This window comes from Leptospira broomii serovar Hurstbridge str. 5399, assembly GCF_000243715.2.
Classification (GTDB): Bacteria; Spirochaetota; Leptospiria; order Leptospirales; family Leptospiraceae; genus Leptospira_B; species Leptospira_B broomii.
This window is the reverse complement of sequence record NZ_AHMO02000011.1, coordinates 254518-267390: the sequence shown is the minus strand read 5'-3', so window position 1 is coordinate 267390 and position 12873 is coordinate 254518. Positions and strand designations below refer to the sequence as shown.

Below are 12873 nucleotides of genomic sequence, written 5' to 3'. Positions count from 1 at the left end.
ATTTACTCTTCATCTGCCTTTTCTTTGCCGAAGGAATAGAGTCCCTTCTTATCCCTAGATCTAAGGGAAAGCCCGGGATGGATTTTTTGAACGGTAAACAAAAACTTCATGCGCTCTTTCCCCAATTTGTTGATAAAAAAAGCTGTCGTTAATGCGATCTCAAAATACTGAGTCATCCTTTCCCGAGTAATTTTATCGGATATACGGAACACGGCCGTTTGTCCGATGATTTCGTGACTCTCCAATTTTTCTACGGATTCCATTTTTGTGAAGAATTGCATTCTAGGCGGTCTTACGAGAGCCGGGCCGAACCTTTGGATTTGAATATCGTAGTCCTCGCTGTCTTTTCCTTTTTTCAGAATAAAGACTAGATGATCGTCCTGAATGGAACGGCATAAGGTTAACAAATTTCCGCTAATCTGACCGACTGAAAATCGGAAATACCTCGTACTTTCCGGAACAACCACTTCGTGGACATCGCCCTCTTCCGGTGGATCCATTTCTCCGGGACGCATCTTGGCGGAGTAGGGGCGGAGAACTTCCCAATAGAAAAAGAAACCCATTCCCGCAATTGAAACGATCGCGAGTACAATTAAAAAAGTATCTAACTTCGGTGAATAGAATAGAGCAGGCAAGAAGAGCAAAGATTATCCTTTTTGATCAAACCTTTGTCCGAGTTTGGCCCCGCTCGAATTTGCGCTAAACCGCGAATGAACGATCATTGATAATAAATCTTTCATTTGTTCCGGACTGATGACTTGACTCATTCTTTCTTCCGCACTCACCGGAGAAGGTTTCATTACTAGTTCTTCCGGCTTCGGCTCTTTTAAACCGATATCTTCATTTTTCTGAAACCCGAGTCGGATCAAATCCGTAGCAAGAATTTCTTCTTTCCCTACCTCTTTTACAGGAGGGGACCATTGCGGGGAATAAGCTCCGCCGGTCTGTATTCCGTTGACATTCATAAACCTAAACCTCCGTTTTCAGGTTCCGATACCGAATCCATAATATAGATTCCGCTTTTGTTCGCAAGATCCGGTAATGGTTCCCGTTGTTAGGAGAATCTTTCCCATTTCGGTTCTCTCTATATAATTCTATCGGTAAGGGATTCGGATGCTTAATAATTTTTTGAACTTTAATTAGCTCGAAACACGTACAAATTCTTCTAATTTTAAATTTCGAACATATTTCAATTTTTTTTCAAAATGGCCGATTTGCCTTCAAATATCACCGGAATTTAACGTTTGCCAGAGGTGACCGGGTTTCTAAATTGGTAGTAAGGGAATTTTTTTCCCAGGACAGGAGATTATGTCGGAAGAGAGTTCTCCCCGGTTTAGCGACCTTTTTTCTAAAGTAAATAAAACCATCTTAATAGCGGGATCCTTCGGATTCTATGTCTTACTTACCGCCTACCCGATTTATAAATTTTTTGCTCCGGAACAGTATGTAAAAATCGGACATCGGTACTATACATTAAACGATGTTAAGGATTCGAATGCGGCGCTTTATCGTAAATACGCCGCGGAGAACAACGATAAAATCTATAGAGTCTTTTCCCAATTCGCCAACGATAAAGTATTGGAATTGGAAGCAAAGGATAGGGGCGTCGCAGTTCAGGAACTGACAAAATTTGCGGCTAATTACGAACCCACCGAAGAAGAGAAGATCGCAACCTATAATCAATATAAAAATAATATTCCCGCTCTGAAAGGAAAATCGTATCAGCAGGTGCAGGGTGATATCTCCAGCTTCTTAAAGAGAGTTAAGGAAGACGAGGAGCGCCAGGCGTTCTACCAACAGCTTCGTTCTAAATACGATATCGATATTCGCGTGCAGGAACTGGCGCCCACTAAGATAGACGTCTCGACCGGTGATAATCCGTCCATTGGACCGAAGGACGCAAAGATTACCGTAGTCGAATTTTCCGATTTCGAATGTCCTTATTGTAAAAGAAGCCAGGATGTTACAAAACAACTGCGCGAAAAATATCAGGGAAAAATCCGTTGGGTATTCCGCGACTTTCCGCTTCCATTTCACCAAAATGCGATGTTTGCACATATCGCCGCAAATTGCGCGATTCCTCAGGGGAAATATTGGGATTACTTTTCCAAACTTTTTGAGAACAGTGGTAATTTAGAAAGAAGTAATGTCATTTCACTTGCTCAAAAGAGCGGGTTAAATATGCCCGAGTTTCAAAAATGCATTTCCGACGAAGCTAAGCAAAAAATCGAAATAGACGCCGATATTGCCGAAGGACAAAAATACGGGGTCAACGGGACACCTGCCTTTTTTATTAACGGAATTATGGTAGAAGGCGCGCAACCGATCGAATCATTTACTAAAATCATTGATCAAGAGTTAAAAAATTAACCTGATAAATAGGTAGGACAGCATTTTATGGGAAACACAGTTAAAGTAGCAGTTACCGGAGCCGCAGGGCAAATCGGTTATTCTCTTCTATTCCGGATCGCCTCCGGTCAAATGTTTGGATCGGATACTCCGGTTGAAATCCAGATGTTGGAATTGGAAGCTGCTTTACCCGCGGCAAAGGGCGTAATTATGGAGTTGGAAGACTGTGCTTTCCCGCTTCTTCAAAAGGTAAGCGTTTCTTCCGATTTAGACACCGCGTTTAAAGACATTAACTGGGCTCTTTTGGTCGGTTCGGTGCCTCGTAAAGCCGGGATGGAAAGGGGAGATCTTCTTAAAATTAACGGCGGAATTTTCGTGAATCAGGGTAAGGCTTTGGAAAAGAACGCCGCCGCCGATTTAAGAGTTCTAGTCGTCGGAAACCCATGTAACACGAATTGCTTGATCGCGATGAATAATGCGAAAGGAATTCCTACGGAACGTTGGTTTGCAATGACTAAGTTGGATGAAAATCGCGCGAAATCGCAATTGGCAAATAAAGCGGGTGTTCCGGTAAAAGACGTGACTAATGTGGGGATCTGGGGTAACCACTCTGCGACGCAATATCCGGATTTCTATAATGCTAAAATTGCCGGAAAAATTGCGACAGATGTGATCAAAGACCAGGACTGGTTAAAAGGTGATTTCATTAAAAACGTTCAGCAACGGGGCGCTGAAATTATTAAAGCTAGAGGCGCATCCTCCGCTGCATCAGCGGCGAATGGAGTCGTCGACACGGTCCGTCAAATCATTAATCCGACTCCTGCAGGTGATTGGTTTAGCGTTGCAGTGGCTTCGGATGGATCTTACGAGGCTGACAAAGGCTTAATTTTCGGGTTCCCGGTAAAATCGGACGGGAAAAAAGTAGAGATCGTCAAAGGGCTGACGTTAAACGACTTCGCAAAAGAGAAGTTTAAAATCACCCATGACGAACTCAAATCCGAGCGAGATGAAGTAAAGGGAATGCTCTAATTCCTTTTCGAAAAAGAAGTGCGGGAACCTCGGACATTCAGCGTCCCCTTTTATGGCGAATTACCCGCCTTCTTTTCTCGACTTGAATCTACGAATCGAATCAGGTCGTTAGACCCTCCGACGGGCATTGATCTTTGCTCCAACGATTACCTTGGCTTATCGCAACATCCCGAAATTATACAATCTCTCAAAGAAGGAATCGATCTATTCGGAGCCGGGTCTACAGCTAGCAGGTTGGTTCGAGGACATCGAGATGTTTTTTCCAGGTTGGAGAATGATTTCTCGTCCTGGATAAATTCGGAGGCTTCTTTATTTTTTGCAAACGGATACGCAGCAAATCTCGGCACGCTTTCCTGCGTTTGCGATCCCTCATACGTAGTTTTCGCAGATAGAAAGAATCATGCTTCTTTAATGGACGGGATTCGTCTTTCGGGAGCCAAAAAAGTCTATTATCGTCATTTAGATTTAAACCATCTCGAGCAACTTCTACAGAAACATTCCTCGAGTAAGCATAAAATTATCGTAACCGAAACGGTGTTTAGCATGGACGGGGATGTTTCCCAAATTAAGGATTTACTCGAATTGAAGGAAAGATACGGCGCTTTACTTTATTTGGACGAAGCACATGCAATAGGATTATTCGGCCCGGAAGGCGCCGGGGTTGCAAATTCTCAGCTTTCCTCTTCCCAATTGGAGGGTATCGATTTTCGAATGGCAACTTTGGGAAAGGCGCTTGGATTGGAAGGAGCGATGATATCCTGCGCGACGGAGGCCAGAAAATTCTTGGTTCATTCCGCTAGAACATTCGTATTTTCAACGGGATCATTGCCTGCGATTGCACACGCGGGGAGAACCGCTGTTCGTTTAGCCAAATCAATGGATACGGAAAGAAAAAGGGTCGAGGAATTTGCTCTTCATTTGCGGGAAGGCGTCGAAGCAAAGGGGTATTCATACGGGGGATCCTCTTCTCAGATCGTTCCTATTTTATTAGAGAATGAAAGAGAGGCGTTAGAATTCGCATCATTATTCGAGGAGGCAGGATTTCAGGCAAAGGCGATCCGACCCCCGACCGTCGATATATCTAGAATTCGAGTTTCGATCAATGCTAAGCTTCGAAAAGAAGATCTAATATTATTCTTAAGCATTTTGAAGGAGCGATAAATTTGGCTGTTTTCGTGACGGCGACCGGAACCGATGTCGGTAAAACCTTATTCTGTTCACTTTTTCTCGCCAAATACGCCGTTAAATGCGGTGTTAAATATTTTAAACCTATTCAAACTGGAGAAGATTCGGAACGGGTTAAAATCATGAATTTGACCGGTTTAAACGAAAGATATTTTTTAAAAAATTATTATACCTTTGAAATTCCCGCGTCTCCACATCTTTCTTCGGAACTCGCCAACGTCGAAGTCGACACGGACGAGCTCTCCCGGCATTTGTATAGTATTCGATCGGAACGTATATTAATCGAAGGAGCAGGTGGTTTGTACGTGCCATTGAAGCGGTATTACTACAATATCGATTTAATCGTTCAATCTCAATTGCCCGTAGTGCTCGTTGCTTCGACGGATCTAGGAACCATCAACCATACCCTTCTTTCGGTTGAAGCTATTAAGAGGTCAGGGATCAAATGTCACGGAGTTTTTTTCATTGGACCGGAAAATCCCTTGCGGTCGGACAATATTCGAACCATCATCGAAGCGAGCGAAATCGGCCTTTTGGGAACTTTCCTTCTTCCGGAAAGGCGGTTAGCTCGCCAGGAGTTCCTCGTAAAAGTTGAAGAGGAGTTCGATCCAAAAGGTATTCTTCCGGAGATTTTATTCCCTTGATTTGGCATCCTTATACACCCCTTGTAGGTTCCGATCCGCCTCTCAAAATCGTTTCCGGAAAAGGGGAGTTCCTATATGATGAAACGGGTAAGGATTATGTGGATGGAATATCATCCTGGTGGGTAAGTATTCACGGCCATAACCATCCTAAGTTGGTTCAAGCGGCTAAGGACCAGCTGGATAAATTGGATCACGTTTTGCTTGCGGGCTTTACTCATCCGCCGGCGTTGGAGCTCGCTCACGAACTTTTGCAATTTGCGAATTGGAAGTTTCACAAAGTCGTTTATTCGGATAACGGTTCGACCGCGCTCGAGATAATGTTAAAGATCGCATTGCAATACTTTAGGAATCGAGGCGAGGAGAAGAAGAAAACCTTCATTAAATTTTCAGCCTCTTATCATGGAGATACTATCGGAGCCATGAGTGTGGGAGGAGATTCTATTTTTAATCGGGTCTTTCAAACCCTATTATTTCCGACAAAGGATTTTCCGTCTCCTGCCTGCCACGATTGCCCTGTGGGAAAATTACCGCGCTCCTGTGCCGAAGATTGTCTAGATGAGTTGGAAGCGTATTTATCCTCCCATTCTAATCAGGTCGTAGGAGTCGTTCTAGAACCGTTAATTGCCGGCGCCGGAGGGATGTTGTTTCATAAGCCGAAAGTTCTCCAGCGGTTAAGGGAAATCACTTCTAGATACGGGGTCTTACTTTTACTAGACGAGGTATTCACGGGTTTCGGTCGAACAGGCCATACATTTGCGTACGAGGCAGCCGGAGTAGAACCGGATATGATCGCGCTAGCGAAAGGTTTAACCGGCGGTATTTTACCTCTAGCTGTTACGCTAGTTCGTGAAGAAATCTATCGAGAATTTGTATCCGATGATCCCCTAAAAACCTTCTATCATGGTCATACTATGACCGGTTATCCTTCCGGTTGTGCAGTGGCGCTAGCCTCCCTTCGATTATTTACCGAAGAGAAACGTTTAGAAGATGTTAAGCAATTAGAGCATAAGTTGGAAGAAGGCTGGATCAAATTAAGGGCGGAATTTCCCGAAAAAATAAAGAATGTAAGAGTATTAGGAGCCGTAGGGGTAGGTGAGCTAGATACGGGTAAAGAATCGCCCGGATATATTAATGCATATTCTCAGGAATTTAAGCGAATTTGTCTCGAGCAGGGTGTGATTTTAAGACCGCTGGGAAATGTCATCTACGTGACTCCTCCCTATATCATTTCTCAGGTAGCTTTAGATAGAATTTTCGGTGCAATTAAGAAGGCTTTGCTTACGTATCGGGTACCTACCTGATACGCTCTTTTTTAGCGGAATATCGATTGCCAATAGCCGAGCCTCTAAGAAACTATCGGCAGAATGAAAACTGCGATCGAAACGTCTCTTCCGATGGAGGAGAAGGTCCTTTCCGAGGTCCCAAGCTTAATTTCTCGGGAAGAAGCCTTAGCCATTCTCCAAGGTAAAACTCCGTTAACCGAATGCCTAGATAGGGCTTTTAAGACGAGGGAGCAATATTTTGGCAGGTCGGTTCGAATTCATATACTCGATAATATTAAAAACGGCCATTGCCCGGAAGACTGCGGTTACTGCGCACAACGCAAGAATGCTAATTCGGGTGTCCAAGAATATTCTTTAAAAACCGAAGAAGAGATATTTCAAGACGCGATCCAAGCAAAAGAAAACGGGGCTTATCGTTTTTGCATGGTCACTGCCGGAACGGGCCCGAATTCCCATTCAACCGAGCGATTGGCGCAAACGATCGAAAGAATCAGTCAAGAACTTGGTTTAAAAGTCTGTCTTTCTGCGGGACTATTAGATCGGGAAAAAGCACTTCGATTGAAGCAAGCAGGACTAGATCGCTATAATCATAATTTAAATACTTCCAAGGAACATTATCCCGAAATTTGCGATACTCATACGTATGAACAAAGAGTCGAAACTCTTTCTCATCTATCGGAGGCCGGAATCGGAATGTGCTCGGGTGTGATCATTGGAATGGGCGAGTCTCTTAACGATCTGGTAAATGTAGTATTCGAAATTAAGGCTCTAAGAGTGATTTCGATCCCCGTTAATTTTTTCATTCCAGTAGCCGGACATGCGATAAAGAATCCGCAGGCTCTGACCCCTGAATTTTGTTTGCGTACTTTGATCGTATTTCGGCTTGTAAACCCGGATTCAGAAGTGCGGATTGCAGCGGGAAGAGAAGGGCACTTACGAAGTTTGCAAGGTATGGCTCTGTTTGCGGCCAATTCTCTTTTTGCCAGCGGTTATCTGAATGTAAAGGGATCGGATGCCTTAGATACAGTTAAGACGATTTTAGACGCGGGATTTCTTCCGGAATTTTCTTCCGGTAAGGGTGATGAAATAGATTGGGAAACCATTTTAGGAAAGGATCATCTATATTCTGCGGATAATTTTCCGGAACTTTATAAATTTAAGAAAAAACCGTAGAAAAAATTCGAAGTTTATAGTAATTAAAACCAGTACGTTTTTCCAGGACCTAACACCGAATGACCGTTGAATTTAAACCTTTTGTTTTCGAAGGAAGAATTCGTAATGGATTGAAAGTCTCGGTAGAAAAAAAATCCTGGATATAACGGAGAGCTGTCGGATGAAATATAAAATAGAGATCAATAAACTTAAAAACGGCTATATAGAAGCCAAATTGATCGACACCGTTTCCAACAACCCTATCGAATTTCGGATCTGCGACACTGAGGAATATCTTCAGGCACAGATTGCGGACTGGCATAAACGTTTCCATATGAAGGATTCTGACAACTAAGAATCCTCTCAGGGCTCGTCCCTTCGCATGAAATCTCTTACACGCATCAGTCTTGTTTTCGCCTTACTTACTTCCTGTGCCAGTTTTCGCAATGATACGATTGTAGATTATTATAATCCTAATTTTGCCTGTTCGAGCAGCCTCGGGTTTCGAAGTGTCGAATTCTGGACCCAATATCAAGTAAAATACAGCGAGGCAGTCGAATTCTATAAGAAAGAAAACGAACGTATTAAAACGGCTAGGATCGTATTCGTAGGTAATAGCCTGATTGCCGGATTTCCGGCGGATTTGTTATCCGTTCAATTTCCCGGATCGGTAAACCGGGGAATCCCGGGAGACATGACTGAATTGCTTCTTGAGAGATTGGAAAGTACCGTTTTTGCTCTAAAACCTTCTTATATCGTGATGGAAATCGGCGGGAACGACATACGGGAAGGAAAATGTTTGGATTACATAGAAGCTAGGCATAGAGAGATCATTTCAAAAATTCACGGTGCCTTACCCGACACTAAAATAGTTATTTTGGGAATACCACCCGTTTTAAGCAAGGACGTGAATTCGGTGTCACCGGTTGTCAATGCTTGGTTATCGAGAGTCGCTTCGGAAAATCCGAACATAAGTTTTCTAGATATATGGCCTTACTTTCGAAAAAAGGAACTTCCGTTTCTTCGAGACGACCTAGCATTGGAATTCGGCGGAAAATTAGATAAAATCCATGTGAATGAAAGCGCCTACAAAATCTGGGCCAAGCAGATTAAACCGTTTATCAAATAGCAACTAATGCTTTTATTTTTTGTAGAACGTCCGTCGGAAACTCTTTCCCTCCTACAACGAGAGGTCAAGCGTCGCTTCGGAAACGAAATAAGCTTGAAAAAAGTGGAGTATGTAGTTCCTAGTGGATGGCATTGCTTTCTTGTTTTTGTAGAACGATCGATCACAAGAGAAGAGTTAGTTTCCTTGAGAAAAGTCTTATTCTCGGCTAGGGTCGATGTTTTGCAGATTGAACGTAGGATTAAGAACGAATCTTTATTTTGTTTCGATATGGATTCCACGTTGATCCAGCAGGAAGTCGTGGATGAATTAGCTCGATTTGCGGGCGTTTACGAAGAAGTTGCCGCAGTCACTCGAGAGGCAATGGAAGGAAATCTAAACTTCCAAGAATCATTAAAAAAACGTTGTGCTTACTTACAAGGTCTTTCGGCTGATTCGCTTTTGAAACTCTACCCTAGACTAACCTTAAATTACGGAGTACGGGAACTTCTTCCGGAATTGAAACGACACGGGGCTAAGCGCGCTGTTTTCAGCGGCGGATTTATCGATATTTTAGAAGCCTTTCAGAAGGATTATGAAATAGACGAGGTCCGTGCAAACGTGCTTGAGAGAATCGACGGAAAACTTACCGGTGGTGTTTTGGGTAGAATCGTAGATAAGGATGTAAAGCGCGGATCATTGCTCGAGTTGCGAGAAAAATTCGGCATTTCGAAGGGAGAAGTAGTCGCAGTGGGTGACGGAGCTAACGATCAACTGATGCTTGCCGAGGCGGGAATCGGAATCGGATTTCATGCAAAAGAGGGCTTAAAGTCTACAATTGAAAATTGGGTGGATTTTGCTCCGATGGACGTATTGCTCTATTTATTCGAATAACGGAATAACCATTTAGCTTTAGTATTTTCACCCGCTTTTTTCTTTCGATATCGCTCGTCGTTTCCAATCATCCAATAAACGTAATGCTTCCATCGGCGTCATCGATTCTATAGGAAGATCGATGATTTCCTTTTTCCAGTCTTGCCAAAATTGTTGGTCGGACGAAGAAGGGGTAAATTCCTGAAAGAGGGAAGGTTCTCTGGTTTGAATCCGGATTTCTTTTTTCCTGGATTCCAGATCGGAGAGAATCTCTCCCGCTCTCTTTACGACCGGATCCGGAACTCCTGCAAGTTGGGCCACGTAGATACCGAAGGATTTCTTGGCCTTGCCGGGCCTGACTTTACGAAGGAACAGAACTTTATCTTCTTTTTCCAACGTTTCCATATGAATATTCCAAACTCCCGGTAAGCGGGAGAGTTCTGTCAGTTCGTGATAATGAGTTGCGAATACCGTCTTTGGTCTGACCGACATTTCGGAAAGATATTCCAGTATCGCCCAGGCGATGCTCATCCCGTCGTAAGTGGAAGTTCCTCTTCCCACCTCGTCGAATAATAATAAGGATTGGGAACTACAGTTCCTTAGAATATTGGCGGTTTCTTTCATTTCCACGAAAAAGGTGGATTCACCCGCAGTAAGATTGTCTCCCGCTCCGATTCGAGTGAATAAACGATCCACAATCGGCAGTTGCGCTTTCGTGGCGGAAACGCTTGAGCCGATCTGAAATAGAATTTGATTCAAAGCGATTTGACGCATAAATGTGGATTTTCCGGCCATATTCGGTCCGGTCAGAATTGCGATTGCGTTGTCTCCCACGTCCAACAGGACATCGTTGGGAACGAATTTAGCTCCGACAGGCAGGCTGGCTTCGACCACCGGATGTCTAGAATCCTTCATCGAAATTCCCGAATTGGAACTGAAGGAGGCCCTTGCCCAACCGTATTTTTCCTCCGCTTTTAAGAGAGAGAGCTGAAAATCCAGGTCGCCGAATTCCTCGGATAGTTCCAATAGTTCGGACGCGTACTCCAAGACTTTTACGGTCATCAAATCGAATTCGTTTTTTTCCACCGAGCGAATCGTATCGTCGGCTTCCAAAATCGCCCTCTCGATCTCTTCTAAGCGGGAAATCGTAAATCGTTCGGTAGTGACTAAAGTCTGTTTTTTTAGATATTCTTTTGGAGCCTGCTCAGCTTGGTTTCTAGATATCTCAATAAAATACCCTACGATTTTGTTATACTTGATTTTGAGAGTGGAAAGACCTGTTCGTTTCTTTTCAGCGGCTTCTAATTCTAGGATCCAATCCATTCCTTTGGTGCCGGCCTCTCTAGCTCTATCCAGCTCCGGTAGATATCCATCTTTTAAGAATTTCCCATTCCCTAAAATCACCGGCAGGTCTTCCGGGTTTAATCTATCTTGAATATGGATCTCTAAATCGGCGAGCTTTCCTTGAGGATAATTGATCGGGTAGGCTACGGATTTCAATTGTTCCGTAATGAACTCGCCGGTTCTTATCGCTGTTAGAATGGTTCTAAAATCACGCGGATAGGCTTTATTATTTCTGAATCTTATTAAAATTCTTTCCAGATCCCCTAGATCTTTTAGGGATTGAACCAAAAGATGAGTCTGGCTCTTTCGCAGCAAATCCTGTTTTTCCCAACGCAAGCTTATTACGGCAAGATCCGTTTCCGGAAACAAAATTCTTTGCTTTAGTAGACGTTTTCCCTTAGGAGTATGACAAAAATTTAATACTCCAAATAAGGTGTGATTTTTTTCTTTTTCATTTTCGATTAATTCTAAATTTATCACCGTTTCCCGATCCATTTCCAAAAATGAACCGGTTCGTAAAACTTTGGCTTCCCTAAGCGTAAGCGACCCATCCCTATAATTTTCGCGAATGTAATATTCCAAACAATTGCGAACGGAGGAAAAGGGATCCTTCGCCTCCGCACCGCCTTCGGCGGATTGGGGGAGCAAGGTAAAGTCGGCGTCCGAAAATCCTTCCCAAGAACGAATTCGTTCAAGGTCTTTTTCTAAAATACATGTCTCGCTAGGGTGGAATTTTTCGAGTTCGGCAATTAATGCGTTCGGGTTCGATATGGGAACGGTGAACTGCAAAACTTCTCCCGTAGAAACATCCGCCATACCGGCGAATATCAAGGTTGCCTTCGGCAATAAGACGCAAAGGTAATTGTTTTGGTAACCGGAAAGTAAATTTTCCTCTATGACGGTGCCGGGTGTAATTATACGAACTACGTCCCTAGTCATTAATTTCGGATTCGAGTCATCCGGCTTTGATTGCTCGCAGATCGCGATCTTTTTTCCCGCTGCGAGTAGGCGTGCGATATAAGCATCTTTGCTGTGATAAGGGATCCCGCACATTGGAACGGAGTTCTGACGTTTTGTTAAGGCGATGTCCAGAATATTGGAGGCAATCTTCGCATCTTCCAGGAACATTTCATAGAAGTCGCCCATACGAAAAAAAAGAATCGAATCCTTAAATCGCGCCTTGATGTCCAAGTATTGGCGCATCATAGGCGTATCTAAAGCTTCCGATAAATTCGGTTCGTTAGTTTCTATTGCTAGCTCTTTTGGCATTCTTAATAAATTCTCGGACCAGCTTAGGGTCCTTAACTCCCGGAGAAGATTCTACTCCGCTCGCAACATCGACTCCATAAGGTAGGAGTTCCTGGATAGCTTTAGCGACGGTATCGGCCCGCAATCCTCCTGCAAGAAAATAAGGACGTCGAACATCTCGAACATACTGCCATGGGAACGCTTCCCCCGTTCCTCCACCGGAGCCGGAAACATAGCTGTCTAAGATCAACAGTTCCGAATCTAAGGACGCTAGGGAATCGTCATTGATCGGGTTCTTTACTCGGTAAGATAAAATTCTTCGGTTTTTTCGACCTATTAGCGGTGAGGAGCGACCGGGTAGTAGAGGGTCATCGTTCACGAATTGCAAATAATCGTAAGGAAGAGTTTTTAGGATGGATTCCACAAAAGATATCGAATTCTTGTAGAATAGGAATACTATTTTAGGGCGAGCCGATTCGGGAACGGAATTTTTGAGATATGATAGTAAATGCTCCGCCTGGAAGCGGGATATACTTCGTGAACTTACGGGAGAAAAATTCAGACCTACAAAATCCGCACCTTCCGCTACGCATAATTTTAGGATGTCCGGATCTTTTATACCGCAGATTTTTACTTTTACAATTTTTGACATTCTAAGCTT

General features: G+C 43.5%; 13 protein-coding genes. 9 read left to right on the top strand and 4 right to left on the bottom strand.

Going from position 1 to position 12873, the window contains the following annotated elements; all coding sequences use genetic code 11:
* Positions 1-2: 2 nt before the first annotated feature.
* Together LEP1GSC050_RS18590 and LEP1GSC050_RS18585 are read right to left on the bottom strand one after the other, a co-directional pair.
* Positions 3-644, bottom strand: coding sequence for a hypothetical protein (locus tag LEP1GSC050_RS18590; RefSeq protein ID WP_010569859.1), 642 nt, complete (start codon positions 642-644; stop codon positions 3-5).
* Between the two features lie 3 nt (positions 645-647).
* Positions 648-965: a hypothetical protein gene (locus tag LEP1GSC050_RS18585; RefSeq protein WP_010569858.1), complete on the bottom strand. Its 318-nt coding sequence runs from the start codon at positions 963-965 to the stop codon at positions 648-650.
* 343 nt (positions 966-1308) lie between these two features.
* Here LEP1GSC050_RS18585 and LEP1GSC050_RS18580 point away from each other — a divergent pair, with 343 nt between their 5' ends.
* The 9 genes from LEP1GSC050_RS18580 (at position 1309) to serB (ending at position 9641) form a co-directional block, all read left to right on the top strand.
* Entirely contained in the window at positions 1309-2370 is a 1062-nt protein-coding gene (locus LEP1GSC050_RS18580) for a DsbA family protein (RefSeq protein ID WP_010569857.1), read from the top strand.
* Between the two features lie 27 nt (positions 2371-2397).
* Positions 2398-3378 carry a malate dehydrogenase gene (locus tag LEP1GSC050_RS18575; RefSeq protein WP_010569856.1) on the top strand — a complete coding sequence of 327 codons (981 nt, stop codon included), beginning with the start codon at positions 2398-2400 and terminating at the stop codon, positions 3376-3378.
* 18 nt (positions 3379-3396) lie between these two features.
* Positions 3397-4539 (top strand): aminotransferase class I/II-fold pyridoxal phosphate-dependent enzyme, encoded by a 1143-nt coding sequence (locus tag LEP1GSC050_RS18570; protein WP_010569855.1) that lies wholly within the window; start codon positions 3397-3399, stop codon positions 4537-4539.
* A 2-nt stretch (positions 4540-4541) separates the two neighbouring features.
* A complete protein-coding gene (bioD, locus tag LEP1GSC050_RS18565) occupies positions 4542-5207 on the top strand; it encodes a dethiobiotin synthase (protein ID WP_010569854.1) in 666 nt (221 codons plus the stop codon).
* Positions 5204-6508 carry an adenosylmethionine--8-amino-7-oxononanoate transaminase gene (bioA, locus tag LEP1GSC050_RS18560; RefSeq protein WP_010569853.1) on the top strand — a complete coding sequence of 435 codons (1305 nt, stop codon included), beginning with the start codon at positions 5204-5206 and terminating at the stop codon, positions 6506-6508. The genes bioD and bioA overlap by 4 nt, the downstream gene beginning before the upstream one ends.
* A gap of 63 nt (positions 6509-6571) precedes the next feature.
* A complete protein-coding gene (gene bioB / locus LEP1GSC050_RS18555; protein ID WP_010569852.1) occupies positions 6572-7663 on the top strand; it encodes a biotin synthase BioB in 1092 nt (363 codons plus the stop codon).
* 160 nt (positions 7664-7823) lie between these two features.
* Positions 7824-7997, top strand: coding sequence for a hypothetical protein (locus LEP1GSC050_RS21050; RefSeq protein ID WP_010419775.1), 174 nt, complete (start codon positions 7824-7826; stop codon positions 7995-7997).
* A 27-nt stretch (positions 7998-8024) separates the two neighbouring features.
* A complete protein-coding gene (locus tag LEP1GSC050_RS18550) occupies positions 8025-8771 on the top strand; it encodes a GDSL-type esterase/lipase family protein (protein WP_010569851.1) in 747 nt (248 codons plus the stop codon).
* A gap of 6 nt (positions 8772-8777) precedes the next feature.
* Positions 8778-9641, top strand: a complete 864-nt coding sequence (serB, locus tag LEP1GSC050_RS18545; RefSeq protein WP_010569850.1) for a phosphoserine phosphatase SerB — start codon at positions 8778-8780, stop codon at positions 9639-9641.
* 27 nt (positions 9642-9668) lie between these two features.
* Here the strand turns inward: serB and mutS are convergent, their stop codons facing one another.
* Together mutS and LEP1GSC050_RS18535 are read right to left on the bottom strand one after the other, a co-directional pair.
* Positions 9669-12233: a DNA mismatch repair protein MutS gene (gene mutS, locus LEP1GSC050_RS18540; protein ID WP_010569849.1), complete on the bottom strand. Its 2565-nt coding sequence runs from the start codon at positions 12231-12233 to the stop codon at positions 9669-9671.
* Positions 12205-12864, bottom strand: coding sequence for a phosphoribosylanthranilate isomerase (locus LEP1GSC050_RS18535; RefSeq protein ID WP_010569848.1), 660 nt, complete (start codon positions 12862-12864; stop codon positions 12205-12207). The genes mutS and LEP1GSC050_RS18535 overlap by 29 nt, the downstream gene beginning before the upstream one ends.
* Positions 12865-12873 lie beyond the last annotated feature (9 nt).